22 protein-coding genes are annotated in these 23,574 nt (G+C 45.3%); 8 read left to right on the top strand and 14 right to left on the bottom strand.

What is annotated here, in order from left to right:
• Positions 1–21: 21 nt before the first annotated feature.
• Positions 22–1,062, bottom strand: a complete 1,041-nt coding sequence (locus DOE51_RS02625; protein WP_142695040.1) for a hypothetical protein — start codon at positions 1,060–1,062, stop codon at positions 22–24.
• Between the two features lie 252 nt (positions 1,063–1,314).
• Here DOE51_RS02625 and DOE51_RS02620 point away from each other — a divergent pair, with 252 nt between their 5' ends.
• The 3 genes from DOE51_RS02620 to DOE51_RS02610 all read left to right on the top strand — a co-directional run bounded on the left by DOE51_RS02620 (position 1,315) and on the right by DOE51_RS02610 (position 4,796).
• Positions 1,315–2,199, top strand: coding sequence for an SDR family oxidoreductase (locus tag DOE51_RS02620; protein ID WP_210415557.1), 885 nt, complete (start codon positions 1,315–1,317; stop codon positions 2,197–2,199).
• 116 nt (positions 2,200–2,315) lie between these two features.
• Positions 2,316–3,149 (top strand): hypothetical protein, encoded by an 834-nt coding sequence (locus DOE51_RS02615; protein ID WP_142695038.1) that lies wholly within the window; start codon positions 2,316–2,318, stop codon positions 3,147–3,149.
• A gap of 57 nt (positions 3,150–3,206) precedes the next feature.
• On the top strand, positions 3,207–4,796 hold the full coding sequence (locus DOE51_RS02610; RefSeq protein ID WP_142695037.1) for a hypothetical protein: 1,590 nt from the start codon (positions 3,207–3,209) through the stop codon (positions 4,794–4,796).
• Between the two features lie 419 nt (positions 4,797–5,215).
• Here DOE51_RS02610 and recA read toward each other — a convergent pair whose 3' ends face one another.
• The 3 genes from recA to DOE51_RS02595 all read right to left on the bottom strand — a co-directional run bounded on the left by recA (position 5,216) and on the right by DOE51_RS02595 (position 7,372).
• On the bottom strand, positions 5,216–6,343 hold the full coding sequence (gene recA, locus DOE51_RS02605; protein ID WP_142695036.1) for a recombinase RecA: 1,128 nt from the start codon (positions 6,341–6,343) through the stop codon (positions 5,216–5,218).
• Between the two features lie 73 nt (positions 6,344–6,416).
• Positions 6,417–6,902, bottom strand: a complete 486-nt coding sequence (locus tag DOE51_RS02600; RefSeq protein ID WP_142695035.1) for a CinA family protein — start codon at positions 6,900–6,902, stop codon at positions 6,417–6,419.
• Between the two features lie 2 nt (positions 6,903–6,904).
• Positions 6,905–7,372 (bottom strand): phosphatidylglycerophosphatase A, encoded by a 468-nt coding sequence (locus DOE51_RS02595; protein WP_246845288.1) that lies wholly within the window; start codon positions 7,370–7,372, stop codon positions 6,905–6,907.
• A gap of 161 nt (positions 7,373–7,533) precedes the next feature.
• Here DOE51_RS02595 and DOE51_RS02590 point away from each other — a divergent pair, with 161 nt between their 5' ends.
• Positions 7,534–8,034 carry a hypothetical protein gene (locus tag DOE51_RS02590; protein WP_142695034.1) on the top strand — a complete coding sequence of 167 codons (501 nt, stop codon included), beginning with the start codon at positions 7,534–7,536 and terminating at the stop codon, positions 8,032–8,034.
• Here DOE51_RS02590 and DOE51_RS02585 read toward each other — a convergent pair.
• The 3 genes from DOE51_RS02585 to DOE51_RS02575 form a co-directional block, all read right to left on the bottom strand.
• Positions 8,031–8,666, bottom strand: coding sequence for an MOSC domain-containing protein (locus DOE51_RS02585; RefSeq protein ID WP_142695033.1), 636 nt, complete (start codon positions 8,664–8,666; stop codon positions 8,031–8,033). The two genes, DOE51_RS02590 and DOE51_RS02585, sit on opposite strands and share 4 nt — an antisense overlap.
• A 72-nt stretch (positions 8,667–8,738) precedes the next feature.
• On the bottom strand, positions 8,739–9,047 hold the full coding sequence (locus tag DOE51_RS02580) for a KH domain-containing protein (RefSeq protein WP_246845286.1): 309 nt from the start codon (positions 9,045–9,047) through the stop codon (positions 8,739–8,741).
• Between the two features lie 177 nt (positions 9,048–9,224).
• Positions 9,225–10,883, bottom strand: coding sequence for an AMP-binding protein (locus DOE51_RS02575; protein WP_142695031.1), 1,659 nt, complete (start codon positions 10,881–10,883; stop codon positions 9,225–9,227).
• Between the two features lie 108 nt (positions 10,884–10,991).
• On the opposite strand from DOE51_RS02575, the gene DOE51_RS02570 reads away from it, so the two are divergent.
• The 3 genes from DOE51_RS02570 to alaS are packed head-to-tail and all read left to right on the top strand — an operon-like array spanning position 10,992 to position 15,376.
• Positions 10,992–12,137, top strand: a complete 1,146-nt coding sequence (locus DOE51_RS02570) for a metallophosphoesterase (protein ID WP_142695030.1) — start codon at positions 10,992–10,994, stop codon at positions 12,135–12,137.
• A 34-nt stretch (positions 12,138–12,171) separates the two neighbouring features.
• On the top strand, positions 12,172–12,636 hold the full coding sequence (locus DOE51_RS02565) for a regulatory protein RecX (RefSeq protein WP_246845284.1): 465 nt from the start codon (positions 12,172–12,174) through the stop codon (positions 12,634–12,636).
• On the top strand, positions 12,623–15,376 hold the full coding sequence (gene alaS / locus DOE51_RS02560; RefSeq protein WP_142695029.1) for an alanine--tRNA ligase: 2,754 nt from the start codon (positions 12,623–12,625) through the stop codon (positions 15,374–15,376). The genes DOE51_RS02565 and alaS overlap by 14 nt, the downstream gene beginning before the upstream one ends.
• 89 nt (positions 15,377–15,465) lie before the next feature.
• On the opposite strand, the gene DOE51_RS02555 is transcribed toward alaS, so the two are convergent.
• Complete coding sequence (locus DOE51_RS02555; RefSeq protein WP_142695028.1) at positions 15,466–16,005, bottom strand: hypothetical protein; 540 nt, start codon at positions 16,003–16,005, stop codon at positions 15,466–15,468.
• Between the two features lie 59 nt (positions 16,006–16,064).
• On the bottom strand, positions 16,065–18,371 hold the full coding sequence (locus DOE51_RS02550) for a hybrid sensor histidine kinase/response regulator (RefSeq protein WP_142695027.1): 2,307 nt from the start codon (positions 18,369–18,371) through the stop codon (positions 16,065–16,067).
• A 204-nt stretch (positions 18,372–18,575) separates the two neighbouring features.
• Between DOE51_RS02550 and DOE51_RS02545 the strand changes: the two genes are divergently transcribed.
• Positions 18,576–18,965, top strand: coding sequence for a hypothetical protein (locus tag DOE51_RS02545; protein WP_142695026.1), 390 nt, complete (start codon positions 18,576–18,578; stop codon positions 18,963–18,965).
• 198 nt (positions 18,966–19,163) lie between these two features.
• On the opposite strand, the gene rpsI is transcribed toward DOE51_RS02545, so the two are convergent.
• From rpsI to DOE51_RS02520, 5 genes are all read right to left on the bottom strand, one after another.
• Positions 19,164–19,562 (bottom strand): 30S ribosomal protein S9, encoded by a 399-nt coding sequence (gene rpsI, locus DOE51_RS02540; RefSeq protein WP_142695025.1) that lies wholly within the window; start codon positions 19,560–19,562, stop codon positions 19,164–19,166.
• Positions 19,563–19,577: 15 nt separating this feature from the next.
• Positions 19,578–20,018 carry a 50S ribosomal protein L13 gene (gene rplM, locus DOE51_RS02535; RefSeq protein WP_142695024.1) on the bottom strand — a complete coding sequence of 147 codons (441 nt, stop codon included), beginning with the start codon at positions 20,016–20,018 and terminating at the stop codon, positions 19,578–19,580.
• A 109-nt stretch (positions 20,019–20,127) separates the two neighbouring features.
• Positions 20,128–20,913 (bottom strand): tRNA pseudouridine(38-40) synthase TruA, encoded by a 786-nt coding sequence (gene truA / locus DOE51_RS02530; protein ID WP_142695023.1) that lies wholly within the window; start codon positions 20,911–20,913, stop codon positions 20,128–20,130.
• Positions 20,914–20,995: 82 nt separating this feature from the next.
• Positions 20,996–22,126 (bottom strand): hypothetical protein, encoded by a 1,131-nt coding sequence (locus DOE51_RS02525; RefSeq protein ID WP_246845282.1) that lies wholly within the window; start codon positions 22,124–22,126, stop codon positions 20,996–20,998.
• Positions 22,123–23,484 (bottom strand): CFI-box-CTERM domain-containing protein, encoded by a 1,362-nt coding sequence (locus DOE51_RS02520; protein WP_142695022.1) that lies wholly within the window; start codon positions 23,482–23,484, stop codon positions 22,123–22,125. The genes DOE51_RS02525 and DOE51_RS02520 overlap by 4 nt, the downstream gene beginning before the upstream one ends.
• Positions 23,485–23,574 lie beyond the last annotated feature (90 nt).

The following is a 23,574-nucleotide window of genomic DNA, read 5'->3' as shown; positions in this document are numbered from 1 at the left end:
TTCTCTAGATTTGATTTTTTCTTAGTCTACGTAAACGATCTTCGTGGACATCAATCTCATCGTATCCTTTTGAACCCAGTAACTACCATCATCTGGCGAGCAGATGATACCCGGTTTATAGCTGCACGTCTTGCCCCAAGAGTTACGAACGTTGTAGTAACATTGACCGTTGATCATCTTACGACCAATTACAGTCGATGCGTGGAAGCCACCGAATACGCCGCCCACTTCTGTGATGTATTTTGCGTTGTATTCAAGACCAACAACTTTGCCTCTCTCAAGAGCTTTGTTCAATTTGTAGATAAATGTTCTCGTCTCATCAATGCCTACGTAATTTTTTGTATTCGGTTGCGGTTGCTCGACACCAGATTGAACTTTCAACCATGGATACACGCGCACCTTATTGTTGCCACAAGAAGCATCTACGATATTGAACAACAACTGATCGATCTTAAGCTGTGAATTCGAACGTACGTAAGAAATCAATTGGCTCATTGTTAAGTTCGGCGTGAAGTGTTTCACCATATAACTCATCTTCTGTTCACAGTATGAATCACATGTGTTGTTTTGGATTTTTGAAATGCCATCAATAAAGAAAGCCGTATCGCCACGAGATACGTAACCAGGAGTCAGCTCGTAAGGAAAAACACCTTGGCTTGTTACACCACGAGTTGTGCATGCCATACCAAGTTCTTTCATTTCATCAAGCGCCGCACCAATGAAGCCGCCTGTAGTTTCACCGTCAGCTCCGTAAAGAATCGAGCGACCCCAACGGCCTAGAGTTCCAATTTGTGTTTGATAATAAGCAGAGGTATGAACCGCTGAAACCGGTTGACCCACTTTTTGTGAAAGGACGTCAGAGGCGGCATAGCCGTAACACCAACCAACACTGCCCTGATTCACAGGTGTCTGGAAATGCTTCTTAAGATCGCCTTGCATGCCATCACGTACGTCAATGGTTCCGCAGCTTGCAGCTTCCGAATTATCCACTTGTTTAGCCACCGCCAAAGATTCCAAAGATAGCGTACACGCAAGTGCCAAGATCACTTTCGACATCTTCATAACAGGTCCTTTCTTCAACGTGTGCCTAACAAAGCAAGACTGAATCCACCCTCAGCTGTGACTAATAAGCATTCACGTGTTCAAGACTTAGACAGGTGACCCTCTACAGACCTAGCCACAGTTTTTTTGGTAATTCTGTTCCGGTTGATTCTGCGATTGCGCAGTGATTTTTTTGTATTCATGCAGTGCTGAACTCCCCGCTTATTTCACTCTCTTGTATGAGTGAAAATGAGCAGATCAAGGAGGTCTTTCATGCCTGAGCATTCACAAATTCAAAACGAACCAAAGCCACCTTTTCCGAAACAACAAATGAAATCACCAGGTGTTGAAGCAGAGATGGATTTGCGTCCCAAATTCGAAGCACCTCTTTACAAAGAAGCAGGGAAGTTGCAAGGCAAGAAAGCCCTCATCACGGGCGGAGATTCCGGCATCGGTCGCGCGGTCGCACTGCTTTATGCCCGTGAAGGTGCTGACGTTGCGATTACTTTTTTGCCGGTAGAGCGTGAAGACGCTGAAGAAACCAAAATCGACGTTGAGGCGTTCGATCGCAAATGCATTTTGATTGAAGGTGATTTGACCGACGAAAAGTTTTGTCAGAAAGCCGTCGAAGAAACCTTGGATCAACTTGGCGGGATTGATATTTTAGTCAGCAATGCCGCCCATCAAATGCGTAAGAGCGATATCGCAGATATTACTTCCGAAGAGTTTGAACGAACATATCGCACCAACATTTTTGCTTACTTTCATTTAGCGAAGGCGGCGATTCCGCATATGAAGCCGGGATCAGCGATCATCGCGACAAGTTCCGAAACCGCAACACGCGCACCGAAAGATTTGTTGGACTACGCTTCAACGAAGGGTGCGATCAACACGTTTACAAAAAGTTTGGCGCAGCAGTTGATTGAAAAAGGAATTCGCGTCAACGCGGTGGCACCGGGCCCTGTGTGGACACCGTTGAATCCTTCTGACGAAGGCACAACCAAAGAGCGCATCTCTGAATTCGGCAGCAACCAACCAATCAAGCGCCCCGCCCAGCCAGAAGAAATCGCTCCCGCGTACGTCTTCCTTGCGTCCGACGCCGACTCAAGCTACATCAGCGGCGCGATCCTTCCAGAAATGGGCGGCGAACCCATGTAACCGTGTCTGCAATATTCTAGACGTTCTGTTAAAGCCCAGCTAAGCATCAAACAAATTATTGTTAATGATGCGAAGCTGGACTTACAAGAACAAACCCCCTTGACGACACTATATACATGACTAAGTTTATAAAACTAATTCTGTTTAGCTGCGTGACCGTCCTTGTACTTGCTAACTGCTCTGGTGAAGAGAAGCTTGCGACAAGCTCTGAAACTCCAATAACCCTGGTCGATGGGGTCACATCAGACACTCCGTTGTATTTGAAGCTAAGCCTTCACTGGGAAGGTCTGAGCGATACAGATCCCTATACTTTTCATCAAGCATGCTATTTAGAAAAATACGGATCTTATTTCACAACATGTACACTTAGCGTGCCTGAGGCGAAATTATTTTACTCACATGTTCAGTTTACGGTTGGCACTACTGACGCAATTTCTTGCCCGATCGTGCACTTTCAGCCTTACTTCTACCAACGAAGTGAAGTTGCAGGATTCATACAAAATACTCATAATGCCGCAACATATGACTGTTCGAAAACGGTTGGCACACCGAAAGAGTGCTTTGGAGGAGCGGCCCCACAATTAGTGACCACGTTTCCGAACGATACCGGCCTATACTTTATGAGTGCCGTAGCCCTGTCTTCAGATTTTAAACTTGGATCAAGTAATTCTATTCGCACTTATGATGGAAGATCTAACTTGATGATGACGAACGACCTTTCAGACGGTGATTCTGCAGCTGGAACCGGCAAATACAAAACTGTTGCTGCGGGTAACGGCGCTAGAATTGGCGGAACGAATGGCTCAAACTGGGTTGATTATTACGTATACTGCGAAAACCTATGGGGTGAAACAACCCATCAAATCAAGATCATTTTAAAAGACGAAAACGTCGAAAATGGTATCGACATCGACGACTATCCTGACTGGGACCATCCAGTAAACAACTAAAGATAAATCATTAAGAAACTCCTGAAGTTAACCGATGTAGGTGCTTCAGGAGTTTGCATGTTTAAGTTCGTCGTATTTGCTTTCTTAGTTGTGACGTTTTCGTTTCCGCTTTACTACGATGCGGATCGCATTTTCACTCATGGACCAACGTCGAGGGAGCCAGCACAGGCGCCGTTTCATTCTGCGACTGAAGAAGAAATGGCAAATCCACGTTGCGTGAACCAAGATCACGTTCGTCGCAACAACGTACAGAACTTCCTGAAAAAATATTCTGATCTTTCTAACGTCGAACTTCCTGCTGTGTATGAAGTTGCCGGCATTCGCTTCGAAGATGAGCATCCTGAGCTGATCTATCGCTTCATGCAGCTTGTGACTTTGCCGACAGGCCCTGCATCTTATTTTGCAAACGTGAACTACAAAGAAGACCAAGTGAAGAAAGCTTTCGGTGAAGCTCGTGGTTGCACGAAAGTTCTGTGTGCTGTGCAAAGAATTTTCGGGCAAGAAGAAGGCCCACTGATTCTTTTACTCCTAACCGAGTACGATTTGAATCTCTCACACCTCGTGTGGGGCAACGCCGACAAATGGAAAGCTTCAGAAATCCGCGACGTCATGAAAGCGATCGAAGCAGTTCCTTCGTTCTTATTGCCACTTGATCTAAATCAAAAGATGACACACTTTAAGCGCGGCTATGGTTACGCAAACGGCGAAGGCACCATAGCGAACGCCAGCATCGAAGTCTTCGATGTGTGGAACAATGAAACACAACCCGTGCGCCAATATTCGATCTATCACGAATTTGGTCACAACTGGGCAGCCCTGCATTCAAATTCCATGGACGTATCACCAGAGTGGTTGCGCGTTTCTGGCTGGGAATCTAGCGAAGCTAAAAAAGGTCAATCCAAACACGACTTGGACTGGCGCCTGCACCCCGGTTCAAAATCCGTTTCGATCTATGCGAAAACAAATCCGTTCGAAGATTTCGCAGAGAGTGTCTCTGCTTATCGTTACGCTCCCCAACGTTTGAAACAAGTCAGCGCTGAAAAGTATAAATTCGTGAAAGATGTTGTTTACGGCGGCATCGAATTCACAGGCGCGTGCCCTGATTACAAACAATCACCTTATGAAAAAGATTTCTTGGCGTTCGACGGTAAGGCTGATGCAAAGTTCGTTACTAAAATTTCAGGCAGCTGCTTTAATCAAAACTTAAAAATGTTAGAAGAGCCAAGTTTGAAATCGGGTTTCTTGTCTTGCTTAAGCATTGAGGCTGCAAAAGAAGTGCTGAATCAAAAAGGTATGACTCACGAACAAGGCAACAACCCCTTGGCATTATACAACAGCATAGAATACGCGCGCGTACGCTTCCCTGCTGTTGAGCGCGCCGGGGTCAGCAACTTAAAAGACCTTGTCGCAAAAGTTGAAAAGCCGCACATGAAGGCCTTCCAAGAGGCTGTGCAATCGAAAGACTGCGATCACGCGTTTGATTACAAAGCAACAGAAGCTCAAGCAAAAGAACTTGGTGTTGAAAAATTCCAAATCTATTTCGCAGTTCAAAAATTGAATAAAAGAATTTGCCGCCAATACTTAGACAGCGGCGAAAGAAGAGTCACAGCCGATAACTTCAAAGAAAAACTTGGCATCTTTTTCTAAGCGAAGGCAGCCACAAAATTAAAACTTTTAAAAAACCCGTTTCACAAGAACGGGTTTTTTCTTACCACGGCCAATGAATAAAACGATCGTCGTCTTCACTCACAGCCAGAAGGCACTCTGGCATCACCAGAGTTGATTCATTCAGCATAAAATCCCTTTATATGCGCCAGCTGAAACTCAACCAGCAGAAGATACTTCGTGTATCTTCGAAAATTATAGCATTAAGAGATGACTGAATTGTTAGTTCTTTATTTGAAGACGTTTGGATTTCGCTTAAGTAGCAGGTAAATGAGAATAAAAAAACCCGCACATTTCTGCGCGGGTTTTTAATTTTAAAAGCTTATGTTTCAGTGCTTGTTTGGATGGAGTTGCTCCAGCCTGCGCGACTACCGTCGCTCCGGCACTGCCCGCGTCTGCGGTTAGTGCTTACCTTTTTTCGCTTTCTTAGGAGCAGCTTCTTCAGCTTCAACTGGCTCTGTACCTTCGTGGTCTTCGCCGGCGTTGCCTTCAGCGTCTACCAAAAGTTTACCGATGCCGTTCGCTGCCAAGATTTTAGAGCGAAGTTCAGTCATGTATTCTGGGTGTTCTTTCAAGAATGTTTTCGCAGCATCGCGGCCTTGGCCCATGCGCTCACCATTGATAGAGAACCAAGCACCAGATTTTTCAACGAAGTTTGCAGTTACTGCTAGATCTAGCAAGTCACCTTCTTCAGAAATACCTTCACCGTACATCAAGTCGAATTCAACTTTAGTGAACGGAGGAGCCATTTTGTTTTTCACAACTTTAACTGCAGTACGGTTACCAGTCACATCTTCGCCATTTTTGATCGCGCCAACACGGCGTACATCCAAACGAACTGAAGAGTAGAATTTCAACGCGTTACCACCAGTTGTTGTTTCTGGGTTACCGAACATCACACCGATTTTCATACGGATTTGATTGATGAAGATAACTAGAGTGTTTGAACGGTTGATCGCCGCAGTCAATTTACGAAGAGCTTGAGACATCAAACGAGCTTGAAGACCTACGTGAGAATCACCCATGTCGCCTTCGATCTCTGCACGAGGAACCAAAGCCGCTACAGAGTCGACAACCAATACGTCGATCGCGCCAGAGCGAACAAGAGTTTCAGTGATTTCCAAAGCTTGTTCACCAGTGTCTGGTTGAGAGATCAAAAGATCTTCAGTGTTCACACCCAATTTACGAGCGTAGTTTACGTCCAAAGCGTGCTCAGCATCTACGAATGCAACAGTGCCACCTTTTTTCTGAGCTTGAGCAATAACTGACAAGCACAGAGTTGTTTTACCAGAAGATTCAGGTCCGTAGATTTCTACAATACGACCTTTAGGAAGACCACCGATACCAAGAGCGATATCCAAGCTCAATGCACCAGTGCTGATCGCTTCAACGTCTTTAACCAAAGACTCGTTAGCGCCCAAACGCATGATAGAACCTTTACCGAATTGCTTTTCGATAGTCGAAACTGCCAATTCCAAGGCTTTTGATTTTTCTGAATTTGCTTTGCTGTCTACAGTAGCGTTTGCCATCTGTGTTCCCTCTCTTGTGGCACCTGCCACAACACCATCTTATTGTTAAAAATTAGCAGCGGGGGCTGCCTTACTATTTCTTGCCGAGAATTTCACACAGCCAATTCACAGAATAGTCGACTGAAGCCTGTTGAATGCCTTTGCGATCTCCCGAAAATAACTCTTTTCGTGAGTCTTCAAAGTCAGGCCCAGCAATAGCAATACATACAGTGCCCACAGGTTTCGTTGGCGTTCCACCACTCGGACCTGCGATGCCTGTGATTGCCACAGACCAATCTGTTTTCAGCTGGCGACGCACTCCGTGCGCCATTTGACGAGCGACTGACTCGCTCACCGCACCCTCTTGCATGAGAGTGTCTCGACGGACCCCCAGAAGATCCACCTTCGCCTCGTTAGAGTAAGAAACCACAGAGCCTAGAAATATGTCGGACACGCCTGCTTGCTCTGTTAGAAAACTAGAAAGTGCACCTCCAGTACAACTTTCCGCAAAACCCACTGTGAGTTTTTGGTCGCGAAGGGATCGAATGAGTTCTTGAAGTTTATCGTCTCTCAAAGCCATGTTTAACCAACCAGGATCTGTGACCCCAACCAATTAGTGTGCGTAAAGAGCAGTTGCATAACGAGGCTGGCAATAATACCGGCAGCTACGTCATCCATCATAACTCCAAGACCCCCTTGGATCTTCTTATCTAAATATCCTATGAATAAAGGCTTGGTAATGTCCAGTAATCTAAAGAGGACAAAACCAATTAAAATGGCCTGCCATGTCAAAGGCAGCCAAACCATTGTAATCAGGAAGCCAACGACCTCATCAATGACGATTTCCTTGGCATCATGACTCCCCTTGTCTTGTTCGTAGATCTGAGCGGCAATAATTCCGATCGGAATCAGAGCGATAGTCACGAGCATATAAGGAATTGGACCTGCCCAATTCAACAGCAAAACAAGTGGAATTGTCGCAACCGTAGCAACCGTTCCCGGAGCTTTCGGACTCAAACCTACACCAAAAAAAGTTGCGACAAGTTTCATGAAGTTTCTCATGCTCAAAGAGGTACGATGTGCGCTTTGACCATGCAATGCTAAATGATCAGCGTCATGGCGAGTTAATCTTATGGAAGCCATCAAAATTAGCGATTCGACTTCGTTTGCAAAATACTTCAATACTGTTCGAGCTGTCTTGGAGGCTTTCGATGATGATGATCCGATGGATTGTTTTTCTCTTTGTTCTTGGCGCGGTCACGGATGAGATCGCATTCGGACAAGAGGTTCCATTCATCAATGATGATCCTTCCGTCCAACAAGAGCTCGATCAGGATATGTTCGATTTTGTGGCTAAGACATTGGGTTCAGCGAAGCTCTCTCCTCATATGAAGTGCACATTGAAGACTCGCACTTTGAGGGAGCTTCGCAGATTCTCTGACGGAGAAAAATGGACCGACATCCTTGAAGTCACTTACAACACTAACGGTTTCGAAAGCGGTCAGAAAGTTTCTTTCAAAATCCCGATGATCGCAAAATACGGTTTGAAGAAAGCCGCAAATCAATGGTCAGGCTTAGGTGAGACTGTGAAAATCGAAATGGGTGATTATTACGAACATTGGCTGACGTTCACTCACGATGGCAAAGGCAGTCTCGTTTATCTAAACATCGGCAACCGACTGCGTGTGTTCCCCTGCCAAGTCCCTTACTAATCTTCCAAAACTTGAAAGAAATAATCCCTGAACTGTTCTGGTAACGACGGAATTTGAATATATTGTTCTGCTTGCGAAGGTGAAACCACCACTTGCGACAACGTTACTAGATCGACGATCGGCAATAAGATTTTTTCGCGGCTAACAAGCTTTAGCGATTGCCCAACATCAATCATGCCTTCTTGAAGAACACGGAAATAAACTCCGGGACGACCGGATTTTGTAAATGTCTTTACAATTGAAAGATCATTGTACATTGCGCCCAATTTAAAACATGGAAAGCGCGGTTGAGCCGCTTGCAAAATCGCGCCACCGATTTCAAAAGTATCGCCGACACAGATTTGCGACTCATCCAAGGTTTCCATAGAAAGATTTTCGCCAAAGGCGCCGAATTTAAATTCATCTTGCGGGCGTTGCTCTTGCCACCACGGATAGGCATCGACAGAGTAAGCGTACACAGCTTTATCCACACCACCATGCACAGTAAGATCAGCTTGGCGATCACCAACGATATTTAGTTTTTCAACTTTTACGGGACCAGCGATAGGATTTTTAAAAATCCCCGTAGTGATGTCTTTGCCTTTGAATTGAATCGTCTTAGGAAGTCCCACTTGAATCGAAAGAATTTTCATCAATCCTCCGGCGTCGTGAGACTATTATGAAAACAAAAAAGCCTCTTCTTCAAGAGGCTTTTTATAGGAACGCTACTCGTTTGGTTCTATGTAAGGAATCTCAACGATCGCGCGAATTCCTTTTCGGGCCATCATCGCAGAAATCACTGCGCGGATGCCGCTGATATTTTTCCCTTTGGCGCCGATCAATTGGCCCAAACTTTTTGGATGGCACTCAACTTTGAAGATCGTCGTTCTTTCACCTACAGAGTAAGTGACGGCGATATCTTCTGGGCGATCCATGATCTCTAGAAGAATCCCGTGTAAGAATGCACGGCCTTTCTCGCGGGAAATCTCTGCCTCTTTGTCATCCGCACGCGGAGGTTCTACAGGGCGAGCCATTTTAACCACTTTAATTTCCTTATCGCTAGACGACATATACAACGACCTTTCGTCTCTGTAACTCACCCCTATTAAATCGGCTAGCCTCCCATCGAACTAAAGTTATCTTAGCCTAGAAAAAGGTCCAAAAAATATCTGAGTGGTAATGTTCAATTTATTGTCTAACTTTTTTCCACGTTAAGGAAGATCTTGTGCCCAAGTTTCCGGTAAACTAGCTCGGGCGTCCTGTTCCCAGAACTCATAAGGCGATTTTTCATTCGCATTTCGCTTTTCTGTCTCACGTTTGATCATGTCAATTCTTTGTAAATTTCCTTCGGCATCTTTGGATAAATCGTGGAATTCCACTCTGCGCACGCGTTTGAAGGGCGCAAGTCTATTGCGCGTAAAGTTCATCAGATCAATCGCAACTTCTTTCGTGGGCTCTATGCCTTTTGCAAGAACAACGATGGCCTTCGGCACGGCATGTTTGATGGGATCAGCACTTGGAATTACGACAACTTCTCGCACTGCTGGATTTTCACGAAGGACGGCTTCGATCTCAAACGGACTAATGCGATAATCCGAACATTTAAAGAGTTCATCATTTCTGCCAATGTACGAATAATAACCATCAGCATTCTTCTTACCAACATCGCCTGAATGAAATGGCTGTTGCGGCAAAGTCGGTGAGGTAATACAGATCTCGCCCACATTCGTTTCTTTACCGTCGCTATCAAGCAATTCGATCGCGTAACCTGGCAGAGCTTTCCCCAAAGTTTCGCGCATTGGTTTCATACTTGGTGTCACACCGATTAGCATCGTCGTCTCGGTTTGCCCGAAACCTTCCCGGATTGTGACTCCCCATGCGGCTTGTACGGCGTCGACCGTGTCTTGATCTAACGGTTCGCCGGTACTCAAAGCTTCACGCAGTGGCACCTGATATTGTTTCAAATCTTCTTGCAGCAACAAACGCCACACTGTTGGCGGCGCACAGAACGTAGTGATTTTATATTGCGCCATTGTGTCGAGTAAAACTTTGGCGTTAAAACGACTTAAGCGATCGATAAAAATAGTCGCTTCTGCATTCCACGGAGCGATGAAGCTATTCCAGTCATGCATCGCCCATCCCGGTGAACTGACTCCTAAGTGAATGTCACCAGGGCGAAGCCCCATCCAGTACATCGTCGCAAGATGACCGACAGCAAAACTTAAGTGACTGTGTTCGACCATTTTTGGTTTCGGTGTTGTCGAAGATGCGAAGTACAAAAAAATCGTATCTAAAATACTGGTGCCTTCGCGTCTTTCGAACTCGGCGTTTTCTTCGGTGGCCTCTTTATACTCTTTCCAATTTGGCAAAGTTCCATCGACAAGAACAGGAATCACTTCAGTGTTTTCAACCTTGAAACGATCCGCATATTCTTTGCTGGTAACGATCATACGCGCGCGGCCACGCAGCAGGCGATCTTCCAATTCTTGCGAAGTTAAGAACTGACTTGCCGGGATAATTATGACTCCTAATTTTATTGCTGCGAGCATAATTTCCCAGCGCGCGGATTCATTTCCTAACATCAGTAGGATGCCTTCGCCTTTTTTCAGGCCCAGTTTTTTCATGTAATTCGCAACTTGATTCGAGCGTGCAGACAGATCGGCAAAACTGTATTTTTCTTCTTTGCCGTCCTCAGCAATAATCCATAGTGCAGGATTGTTATTACCGACTGCCATCTTATCGAAATAATCCAAAGCCCAATTGAAATCAGGGGCTTGAGGCCACGCAAAATTTTTGTAGGCATAGTCATAGTCGGCACGGTGAAGAATGAGAAAATCACGAGCTTGATCGAAACTACCTCTAGTAGACATACAGCAACCTCCACACTTCCCTCTAAATTAACATTCTGCGCGTGGTTGAGGGATTTGTGTTTTTACACTTTCCTGTGCAATCACAATGAGGACGTGTTAGAAGAAGTCATGGGAATTTTCAGAGTCGTCCTTGTTACCATCTTCGTAGTTGTATTCTTCTATATGGGCCATCAACTGACGCGTTTCGCGGACTTGTCATTGGCACTCACACTCTCGGTAAATCTTTTGCTTTTTGTTATGCTGGCCATAGTTTTAGCGCAGCCTTTGTATTTTTGGTCGCAACATCGACTCGAACATCAGCCTTGGCATGACTCTTACTTTGCGATGAGCCACTTCATCATGGCTTACATCAACTTTCTTGTAAGCTTTGTGATCATTCGCGACTTAGCAGCATTCATCATGGAATACGCGACTCCAAATTTTGATACACAGATTCTTTATGGCCAAGAAAGTCTTGCGGTAATGTTGCTATTGCCATTGGCGTTCATGGTTCTTGGAACTTTGGTTGTGCGCGTGGGTCCGCGCCTGAAAAAAGTCACTTTGAAATTTAAGAATTTACCGGAAGGACTTGATGGACTTCGTATGTTGCACATCACAGATTTGCACATCAGCCCAAGCCTGCCCGTGAAATTCGTCGAGCGTTTGGTAAAACAGGTGAACAAGCTTGATCACGATCTGGTGATGTACACCGGCGATATCTTGGACAGTCAGGCGATTCGTCATTTGCCTGAGTTTGAATTACTTAAAAAACTAGAACCGCGCCTAGGCCATTACTATGTTCCCGGCAATCACGAATACTATTGGGAAGTCGAACAGGGCTTGGCGGCATTCCGCATGGTGAACTTCCATGTCTTGGTCAACCAAACAGCGGACCTAAAAATTAAGAATTCATTGTTGCAGATTTCAGGCGTTCCCGACCCTGCGGCTCGCATGTTCAAAAAAGAAGAACCTGATTTTAAAAAACTAGATGCCACACTCAAACCTGAAGGTTTTAAGATTTTATTATCGCACCAGCCGTCTTTGGCGAAGGTTTCTTGCGATCATGGCTATGATCTTCAACTTTCCGGCCACACTCACGGTGGACAATTCTTCCCGTGGAACCTGTTGATCGGTTTTTTTGAGCGTTACTCGAAAGGTCTTTACCGCATTAATGGTTTGCAGCTCTATGTCAATCAAGGCACCGGCTACTGGGGGCCAAGTTTACGTCTAGGAACCTACTGCGAACTAACGCTGATCACACTGAAAAAAGCATGACAGTACTTTGGATTGCGAGTAACTTTTTACTCGCATGTCGGATGAGAAAAATCCCCTAAAAACCAAACAAGCTGCGAAAAGGAAGGTCATGGACCTTTTGGCTCGTCGCGACCATTCTGAAAAAGAACTCAGAAAAAAGTTGCGCGACAAATTCGCGGATGAAGACGAGGGCATTGAGGCCGTGGAAGAAGCCATCGCCTATGCTCGCGACAACAATTGGTTGGGCGATCCGAAGACACTCGCCTATCGTATGGCTGATATGCTTCATCGCCGCAATAAGGGCATCATCTACATTAACAATTACCTGAGGGAAAAAGGTTTGCCGTCTGTTGAGACAGATCGTGACTTGGAGCTTGAAAAGGCTCTTGCGATTGTGAAAAATAAGTACGACGAAGATTTTGCCTTCAGTCGTGAAGATAAGGCGCGCGTTGGCCGTTTGCTTGCTTCACGTGGATTCGATCCTGAGACCGTAAGAAAGGTTATTTATGAAAAGCTCTGAGATTAGAAATGCTTTCATCGAGTATTTCAAACGCAATGGTCACACTGCTGTGGCTTCATCCTCTTTGATTCCTGAAAACGATCCGACGTTGCTTTTTGCAAACGCCGGTATGAATCAATTTAAAAATACTTTCTTGGGTCTCGAAAAACGTGATTACGTTCGTGCCGTGTCTTCGCAAAAATGCGTACGTGCCGGCGGTAAACACAACGACTTGGAAAACGTAGGCTTCACAGCTCGCCATCACACATTCTTTGAAATGTTGGGTAATTTTTCTTTCGGCGATTACTTCAAGAAAGATGCAATCCATTTCGCGTGGGAATTCCTAACTAAGACATTGGCGATTCCAAAAGAAAAACTTTATGTGACCGTTCATATCTCTGACGATGAAGCAGCAGATATCTGGCACAACCAAGAAGGCGTACCACGCGACCGCATCTTCCGCTTCGACAAGGACAACTTCTGGAAAATGGGCGACACAGGTCCTTGCGGTCCTTGTACAGAGATCTTCTACGATCACGGCCCTGAAGCTGGCACGATTGCTGATCCATTCAAAGGTATCGAATCTGGCCAAGATCGTTTCGTTGAAATCTGGAACTTGGTATTCATGCAATACTTCGAAAATCCTCCAGGCACGTTGACTCCACTGCCAAAACCTTCTGTCGATACAGGTTCGGGTCTTGAGCGTGTGACAGCAGCGATGCAAGGCAAGTTCAATAACTACGATACAGATTTGTTCCAACCAATGATCAGCCTTGCTTGCAAGATTGGTGGTTTGGAATACATCACGGACAAAAAAGTTTTAGCAGCAAATCCAAAAGCCGCTGAAACAACTTCAGCACTTCGCGTACTGGCCGACCACTGTCGTTCCACTTCATTCTTGATCGCTGACGGCGCCCTTCCTTCCAACGAAGGTCGCGGTTACGTTCTTCGTCGTATCATGAGACGTGCGATTCGTTATGGTCGTAAGTTGTCTCCAGATAAATCATTCTTGCCAGGTATGGCAGAAGCGTTGATTGCAACAATGGGTGACATCTATCCAGAGTTGATCACACGTAAAGATCATATCTTGAACACAATCCGCGACGAGGAAGACAGATTCCTTGCGACTTTGGACAAAGGCACAGAGATCTTGATGTCTGAGCTTGCGAAAACAAAAGCAGCTGGCAAAAAAGAATTGTCAGGCGAAGTTGTTTTCAGAATGTACGATACTTACGGCTTCCCTGCTGACTTAACTCGCGTGATCGCGAATGAAAACGGCATCGAAGTAAACGAAGAAGCTTTCGAAAAAGAGATGGAAGCAAATCGTGCAAAATCAAAAGCATCATGGAAGGGCAAAGCCCTTGGTGCCGATGAACAACACATGATCAAGTTCGCGAAAGATTACGCTTCAGCTGGCAAGAATGTAAAATTCTTGGGCTACGAAGGCATCATCGCTGACGGTCACGTAATGGCTTTGTCAAACGGTCAAGCAGCTGTGACAGAGTTGAAAACAGGCGATACGGGTTTGATGATTCTAGATAGCACAAGCTTCTATGGTGAAGGTGGCGGTCAAGCTGGTGACGTCGGTTACATCATGCAAGACACAAATCGTGCACGCGTTGTGAATACAACAAAGATTGATGACGTCTTCCTTCACCACGTTGAAATCGAACATGGTGGCTTCAAAGTTGGCAACACAGTTGTGACTGGCGTTGATCCGATTGAAAGAAGAAACACGGCAAGCAATCACTCGGCGACTCACTTGTTGCACGCAGCTCTTCGTAAAGTTTTGGGCGTACATGTAACACAAGCGGGTTCTTTGGTTGATTCGCAAAAAACTCGTTTCGACTTCACTCACAACAAACCGTTGAGTTCTGCAGAAATCAAACAGATCGAAGACCTTGTGAACGAACAAATCGCTCGCAGCCTTGATGTAAAAACGGAATTGATGCCACACAAGCAAGCGATCGAAAAAGGTGCGATGGCTCTGTTTGGTGAAAAATACGCCAACGATGTGCGCGTATTAACAATGGGCGATTTCTCGTGTGAACTTTGCGGTGGTACTCACGTAAAGAACACAGCTTCGATTCGTCTGTTCAAAATTACTTCTGAAAGCGGTGTAAGCTCTGGCGTACGTCGCGTGGAAGCAATCACTGGCGACCTTGCAGTTAAATTTGCGATGAACGCCGTTGAACACTTGGATGACGCTTTGAATGCAGCGGGTTTACAAAAATCTGCGCATTACTTGAAAAACTTGGAAGCCAACGCTGATGCCGTTGCTGTTGATTCAGAAGCTTATAAAAAATCAACTTTGGCTGGCAAAATTGAACAGCTGAAAGACCAAGCGAAGTCTTTGGAAAAAGAGATCAAGAAACTTCAAGGTGGCGCGATCAACGTTGATGACTTGGCAGCGAAAGCATTGGCATTCAAGTCGAAATCAGGCGTTGCAGGCAAGTTGGTTCTTGCTGACGTTGCGGTTGATGACCGCGAAGTATTGGCGAAAATCACTGACGATTTGAAAAACAAAATTCAAAGCGGCGTGGTCATCGTCGTCGGTCACGGAGAAGGCTCAAACCCAATCATCGTCAGCGTTTCTAAAGACATCACTGGCGATAATAAAGCCGGCGATCTTCTGAAAGAAGTTGCAGGCGTGATGGGTGGTAAAGGCGGCGGTCGCCCTGACTTCGCACAAGGTGCGGCTCCGGATCGCTCTAAGATCAATGAAGCTTTCAGCAAAGTTAAAGGTTTGTTGAGCGTTTAATCTTTCACGAGAAATTTTAAAAAATAAAAAAGGGCTTTGCTTTCGCAAGGCCCTTTTTCTTTTCAATAAGCAAATCTCAAACAGAAAACCTATTGGCACTTCATCGTGTGGAAGTTCGCAAGGATATACGTTACCAAACCACGGAAGCTATCGCCTTGTGTGCCGCAGAAGTCTTTAAAGCCCTTACCACAGCCATCAAATGATTCGCCTAAGTTGAGCCTTTGATCATCAACGATCAAGCTGGCGTAGCCTTTCGTGTATTTTTGTGTGCACAAGTCCGCTTTCACAGTCGAACCGCACAGGTTGTACGCCTTCGTGTAGCTTTGTAGCTCGCGCAAATCTTTCGCAGGCAAACATGCTTGTTCGATGACTTGATCTTGGCTATCGATCAACGTGATCTTTCCAGTTTCTGCATCGATTGTCAGTGGACCTGAATCGGTTGGAACTTCCACAGCAGTGACAGGCGATTGTGAGGCCTCGTCATCGGAACCCTCAACCCCACCGACACCGGTCGTGACTTGAGATAGGTTTGAAGAGCTCGAAGAGTCTGGAGCAAAACCATTACGACCGCAATTTTGGAATCCCAAAATGAGACAGCCTATAATAATTAAAGCCCAGTTTCTAAACATGTCCTACCCCGCTTTATTGAAATATCGGCAATTCAGCAGGGAACTTGACGTTCGTTTTGTTAGTTTGTGACGAGATTTTGCGGTTCTTCCGCACAATATTTTGCGATCAGCTCTAGAATCGTTCTTTTACGAATAGGTTTGCCGCAATGTTCGTCAGCGCCTACGGCCAAGCTCTTCTCGCGGTCTTCTGTAAAATTATTAGCCGATACTACGATGACCGGTACGCGTGGCAAACCGTTCTGTTTTTCGATTTCACGCAATCTACGGATCGTATCGAGACCGGAAATTTTAGGCATCTGAACATCCATAAAAATTAAATCATAAGAATGCTCTAGACACTTTTCCAAACACTCCATACCATTGAACGCCGAATGAATTTCAATATGTGGAAAGCTCTTCATGTACGCTCTTAAAAGCTGATGATTTTCTTCCATGTCATCAACTAACAAAATACGTTTCGTGCGCGGAATTTCTGTCGCCTGACCATCCGTCGCCGCCATCGGAATGATGTGATAGTCCTCTGGGCGAGCAATCCATGGACCTTGCATAGCCGTGGGTGCATCAACATAAAAACTAAACGTCGAACCCACGTACTGCGTAGAACGACAACTCATCTGTCCATTCATCAGTTCAATAATCTTTTTCGAGATACTTAAACCCAAACCTGTGCCACCGAAGCGACGTGTGACAGACGAGTCTTCCTGACGGAATTCATCAAAGATAGTATCAAGATTCTCGCGTGCGATACCGATTCCCGTGTCTTTCACATCGAAGTGCACGCGGCGTTTTGTTGGATCAGCAAGCTCTTCAATTCGCACAGCCAGATCGACACTGCCATGATCCGTAAACTTCACGGCGTTGCCGATCAGATTTAACAAAACCTGTTTCACACGCAAAGCATCGCCCAACACTTTTGCATCCAATTTTGGATAATGAACGTGGAACTGCAAACCTTTACGATAAATAGACGGCATCACCAACAGTTCTGTTTCACGCACAAGCTCGCTTAGTAAGAACTCTTTATTTTCTAAAGACATCTTGCCGGCTTCGATTTTCGAAAAGTCTAAGATGTCATTCACGACACTTAATAAAGACTCACCCGCACTCATCAGCGAATTGACGTATTCTTGCTGCTCGCCACTTAATTTCGTTTCATTCAACAGATCCGCTGAACCTAACATGGAGTTCAGCGGCGTGCGAATCTCATGGCTCATTGTCGAAAGAAAAACTGATTTCGCCTTCGTCGCCGCTTGAGCACGGTCACGTGATTTTAAAAGTTCTTCAAAAGCTTTTCTTTCCCGTAAAATCACATAACGGCCCGTGAAATACAGAGTAAACGATCCCAACAAGTAAGCGACGAAAACCGACGCCAACAACATAAAGATCTTCCCGTACATCACAGAATAAGCTTCTGATTTTTTCTGATAAACAGCTAGAAACCAGTTGTGACCTTTGATCGCCAATGGCTTGACCAGCGTCACGTAGTCTTCTGAATCAACGCCTTCGAAATCTTGAATCTCTGCACTGCTGACGTTAATGGCCTTCGCGCTATAGCGAGGCATCACTTTAAACTGCGACGGTGTTGTTGCTTTACTGAAACGTGAACCCAGCATCGGAACATCTGATGAAACAAAAGGTAAAACCAAACGACCTGCTTCATCGACGATGTAAGCACCACCGGTCTTACCGAGTTTAAAATCAGCAAGACGTTTTGCGATCTCTGAAGTCAAAACATCAATTCCAACAACGGCACTCACTTTGCCATCTTTGTAAATGCCCATGGAAGAAGTGAACATCACTTTTTCCATGTAGCCTTTGTCGAAATAAAAATCCGTATAGTTCACGCCCGACGAGACGTTTTTATTGATTGTCCACCACTCCATCTCTGGATTGGTTAAATAATCAGGCGAATTAAATTGCTCCACAACGAACGATGAAGGCTCCATGTATTTTGGATTTCCTTCAAGCGAAGCATTGCGATGAATTGTGATGACGTACGAATCGCGATTGAAATATTTTTTTGCCGCTTCACCCGAAAGGGCCAACCACGCGTTGTACTCCATCGGATAAGAGGCGATTGTTTCTGCCGCAAATTCAGAATAAATTTTCTGACGCATCTTCGGCGGAAGATACTCAAACATCTGTACGACGCTTTTTAATTTCTGCAGATTTCGTTCAAGATTGAAGAATTCCGATTTCAAGCGAGAAACTTCAGACGACAGAACCGGTTCGATTCGTTCTCTTAAAGCGCGCTGCTCTTGCGTGACAAGATAAGTTCCGTAAGCGCCAACGACACCTAGAATAATCACCGTCAGTACAAGATGATTCAGCAAGAATAAGTGAAGAAAGGTGATTTTCCGTTTCATAGGTCGGTGATAGAACGCACTCCTAACTAAGCCTAAGAGTAAACTAAGTTTGCTGTATTGCTACATTACAATACTGGTTTAAAAATTCTTTAGACTTATCTCTGGCTTAGAGTTTTGCGGATTTCGCGATGCATTTGCGTTGCTAATTCCCCAGGACCTTACTAGCCTCCCCTGGTCTAGTTAACCTAATCAAAGGGGATATAAATGAAATCATTGATTCTTGCTTCATTGCTTATCGGTTCTTCTGCATTCGCTGACACAACTCTTTTCAACTGTGTTGTTCCAGCTCAAACTCCTTCAGTAAAAGCGACTGTAGTATTGGCTGACGATCAATCAGCTGACTTCGTAACTTTGACTGTTGTAGAGAAAAAAGGTACTTCAACTTTCTTCTTCCAAGGCGATAAAGGTTCAGTAACTGAACAAGTTAAAGCTGGTTCTTTGCAATTCTTGGCGATGACTGAGCAATCTGCTCAAGGCGCAGACGGTGTGATCGTGAACACTGGTTTGTTCTCTATCAACGCTGACCAAAAAGGTGCGTTCTCTGGTTTGTTGCTTGCTAAAGGCAACATCTACCCATTGTCTTGCTCTAAGTAATTAGTCGAGACGAACTTAAGTTCGAATGAATAAGGAACCTCTCGGGGTTCCTTTTTTTTATTTCAGCGATAGCTTAAAAAAGAAAAAGCCCGGGAGACCCCTGGGCTTTTTTTGTATGTACCAAATTTTTGGTAAAAAAAAGGGAGCTTTGAAGCTCCCTTTTTTGTTCCAAATCCACCGAAGTGAATTCCCAAAATTTTAACGTTTTGAGTATTGGAATCTGCGACGTGCACCGGCTTTACCGTATTTTTTACGTTCAACCATGCGTGGGTCACGAGTGATGAAGCCAGCTTTTTTAAGCGTGCCTTTGAATTCTGCGTTGAATGCGATCAATGCGCGAGTGATACCCAAACGGATCGCACCAGCTTGACCAGATTCACCACCGCCAGAAACAGTGATTTTCGCGTCGAATTTACCAAGTTGGCCCAATAGATCAAGAGGCTGTACGATCACCATGCGTGATTGCATACGGCTCAAGTAATCATCAGATTTTTTGCCATTGATAGTGATTTGACCTTTACCAGGTTTCAAGAAAACACGTGCAGATGACGTTTTTCTTCTTCCAGTAGCATAAAAGAATTTTTCAGTTGCTGCCATTGTCTACCTTCCCGATTACTTCTTAGTTGGAAGAGTTAGAAGTTGTGGCTTTTGAGCAGCATGAGGATGCTCAGCACCAGTGTATGTCTTCATTTTCATGATGATCTGACGAGAAAGCTTGTTTGTTGGAAGCATTCCGCGAACAGCTTCGTGAATGATGAAAGTTGAATCTTTCTCTTTCGCTTGAGCTGCTGTCATTTCTTTCAAAGAACCGAAGAAACGAGAGTGACTAAAGTATTTTTTGTCATCCCATTTTGATCCTGAAAGTTCCATCTTGTCCGTGTTGATGATAACAACGAAGTCACCAGTATCAACGTTTGGAGTGAAGATAGCTTTGTTTTTACCGCGAAGGATATTCGCTACGTGAGTCGCTACACGACCAACTTTTTGGTCAGCGGCGTCTACGATCCACCATTTTCTTTCAACTTCGTCTGCTTTTGCATTGAAAGTTTTCATTGAGAGTCTCCAGTTTCTATTGAGTAGCCGGTTTTACCGTCCGTCCACTCGGCAAATAAATGTTTGAGTCTTACAACGGGCTCTTACACATTTTGCGGGAAGAGTTGTTTTAAAGTTCTAGGCACCTAATGTCAAGGTCCTGAGGATAATAAACTCGCATCAAATAAAGCCCCTCAGCCGGTGCTGGAGGACCCGCTTGTTTGCGATCCTTAGCCTCTATAATTTCCTGCATTTTAGAGGGGTCTAAGCCCTTCTTCTCAAGCATCAGGGACGTACCCACGATATTGCGAACCATCTGCTTTAGAAACCCACTGCCAGTCACAGTAAATTGCAGGACACCTTCTCGGCGCCATTCCCATTCAGCTTTATAGATTTCGCGGATAGTATCTTTGACCGGAGTTCCCACCGATTGAAAACTCTTAAAGTCTTGATTTCCCAAAAGAAATTTAGAACTTGCTTTCAAGTGTTCAATATCAATCGGCAGACGCGCCCAATGCATATGACGGCTCAGATGAGCGCTCGGGCGAGGTTTATTCATAATCAGATATCGGTAAGTCTTATGAGTCGCTGACAAAGTCGCATGAAACTCTTCGGGCGCGATCCATGCTTTTTTTACAACGATCCCCGCTGGCAAGTGGGTATTCAAGGCCCAGCAGAAGTCCCATTTCTTAGCGGGATCTAGCACGCGTTGCGTAGAAAAGTGGCAAACCTGGTTGAGGGCATGCACACCCGCATCGGTTCTCCCCGAAGCAAACAGTACGATCTTCTCATTAAAGATCTTCTGCAGAGCCTCTTCAATAACCTGAGCCACAGAAACCTGATCTTCAGGCTTCTGCTTCTGCCACCCACAATACCCGGTGCCATCATAAGAAACAGTAAATCGAACTTTAGTCATCGGCAGGAGATGTACCACACCAAAAAGGTGCCTGCCACTTTTTTGGGTCTACAGCGCGTTATTTTCCCGAAGAGAGGCGGAGCTAGTAATCGACGCCGACACCTAATGTGACGATAGATGAGCTGAAGTCTAATTCTTCATTGAAGGTCTTCAGATAGCGGTATTCGGCTGTCAGCCATAGGTTGGCGATGCCGTATTCGTTTTTCAGAGTGAAAGCGGTTTCGCGGTCGATTCTTGAAAGATTGATCATCAAGCCGCCAGCACCATAGACACCTGGAGTGCCGACAGCGTTTGGTGATTTATCGTCGTCGCGGAATTCAGCAACCGGAATATAAGTACCACCGCCCGAGATGTAGGGAGCGAACAACTGACGATCCGCCCATTCAAGTCGGTAGATCACGCCCAAGTTCAATGGCACAGCAACGAAGGTATATTTTTCTTTCGCTTCTGTTCCGTTCATTGTTCCGCACTGAGCAGGGTCACAAGCAAAACGACCGTTACCTTGCGCAACGATCACACCCAAACCACCTTGAATCCCCAAACGACCAAAAGAAGTAAACGGTTGCCATTCGTAATCGAACATCACAACCGGAACCGGTGGGCCCTTGTACATTGTTTCAAAGTTCGTTGCGCCATCTGCTGAAGTGATTTTCGGCGCATCCATCATACCTACACGGATCGTTCCCGTTTGCGAAAACTTATGATCTTCGCGAGTGCGGTAGATATAACTTCCATCCTTTTCAATCATCAGCAAACCCTTAGCAGCTTGCGGATGGTGAATGTATTCAACGCCACCTTTAGGTGACTGACGAACAACTTCGCCCGCTTTGATTTCTTGAGAAGGATGAACTTCAACAACCGGAGCCACAGGAATAACCGCAGGCTCTTCGTTTGTGATTTGCTCAGAAGGTTTTTCTTGTGAAGGTTCAACAGGAACTTCAGGACCTGCTTCCGGAACTGTTTCGTTCAAGTTCACAGACTTCTGTTCTTGTTTCGGCTCTGCCGCCGGAGTCTGCGGATTGGCACTGCGAATTTCGTCTTCAATACTTAACACATCATCCGACTGTGCCGGCGTTGAAGGCGTTGAATTTTCAAATTCATTTTCTTGAGTATACGGCGGCTCTTGCGGAGCAGATTCTTGGCTTTGCGCTTTCGCCATCTGCATTGATGACAACGTCGCTAAAACGGCTAATGAAAGTCGCAAAGATCTCACAACTCACCTCGCACGTTTCTGCCAAGAATTAGACGACGATACAATCCGTAGAAAGTTAACATCGCTGCACCCATGATTAACAAGGTAATCCAGAAACCAAACGCCACACTCATACGAGCAAACAATAGAAGAGGCCACAACGCAATTCGTACCGTGGCTTTTGCTGTTTCATTGCCAGCAATCATGTTCGCGTATTTTGGACTGTACTTATAATAAGTCTGAACGAACTTTTTACCCCAAGCGAACGGCAACAAGTATTCGTTACGGAAATCACGGAACGATTGCACTTCAGGAGCCATGTCGCTACCAAAAGCGGCCGTCGCAATAAAGCAGTGCTTATCATCCAGAAGACCGACAACTGGTTCAGGCATTCCGCACACAGTGGTTGGATCAAAGCCTACCGCAGTTCTGTCTGTGAAGAATTGAATTGTGCCCGTTAAATCTTGCGAAGCCATCAGCATGCAGTAACGAACACCATTAACAAGACCCGTTACTTTTGGATCATCACTTTCAGAACCGGAAGTGTTGTAAGGATAAAGAGTCATCGGCGAGCTATTAGAAATGCGCGCCACAGTGTCGGCATCTGTTTCACCAGTCTGCTGTTCTTCATAAAAGAACACCGCATTCTTATAGTTCGCACCACTTGGTGAAGAAGGATAGCTTGTACCCACTGACAATTCATCGGCGTAAATTTTTTCGTCACCAGGGAATGCTTTGAAATGACAGAAACCAACTTTGCTGGTGTTTGTATCCGTATCAGCGCAATCAATATAAGAAGAAGCAGCAGCACCGTTCGCGTAGCTTGTGATGATGCGAACCAAAATCGAATCCGTCGAACCGCCCACGTTTTCAAACGCGATATACAAATCCGCATTCACGTTCGTTGAACAATCTGTATTGCCGCCAGCTGAAGTGGCCTTTGAACACAAATCACTCCACGGTACTGTCACAGTTAAAGCTGTCTGACCGCTACCGCTGACCCAGTCTGTTGTTCCAACAACCTGACCTGTTGAACCGCCCATTTTCACAGTCGGTGTCACGGTCCCCGTCGTCGGAGCTGTTACGCTCGAGTTATTGACCGTCAACGTGATAACAAAATTAGTATTTGTCGATGGAATGGCTGAAGTACTGCACGGAAAAATATCCGTCGTGCTTGTGCAGCTATTGCAAGTAGTAGAAGTGGAATCCGGCGTGCAAGTTCCCGCAAACGAACCATAAACAATTGGTTTTGCGGTATCAGAAATATCAATCGCTGAAGTTCCCGCAGAAGAACTATAAGTAAGCGTAGCAAACGCATTTGCTCCTAAAAGCAAAGTCGTTGCAGCAGCTATAGATGATAGAAACCTCTGGCCTAACATACTAATATCGCACCACTAGTCGGGACCTTTGTCAAAACAACCGGGAACGACTGCCTCATGCCGGACCTTTGTCCTTAAGCTTTACACTTC

The sequence above is a fragment of the Bdellovibrio sp. NC01 genome, assembly GCF_006874625.1.
In the GTDB taxonomy this organism is placed as follows: Bacteria; Bdellovibrionota; Bdellovibrionia; order Bdellovibrionales; family Bdellovibrionaceae; genus Bdellovibrio.
The sequence above is the reverse complement of the archived record's forward strand: the minus strand, read 5'-3'. Positions and strand labels throughout refer to the sequence as shown.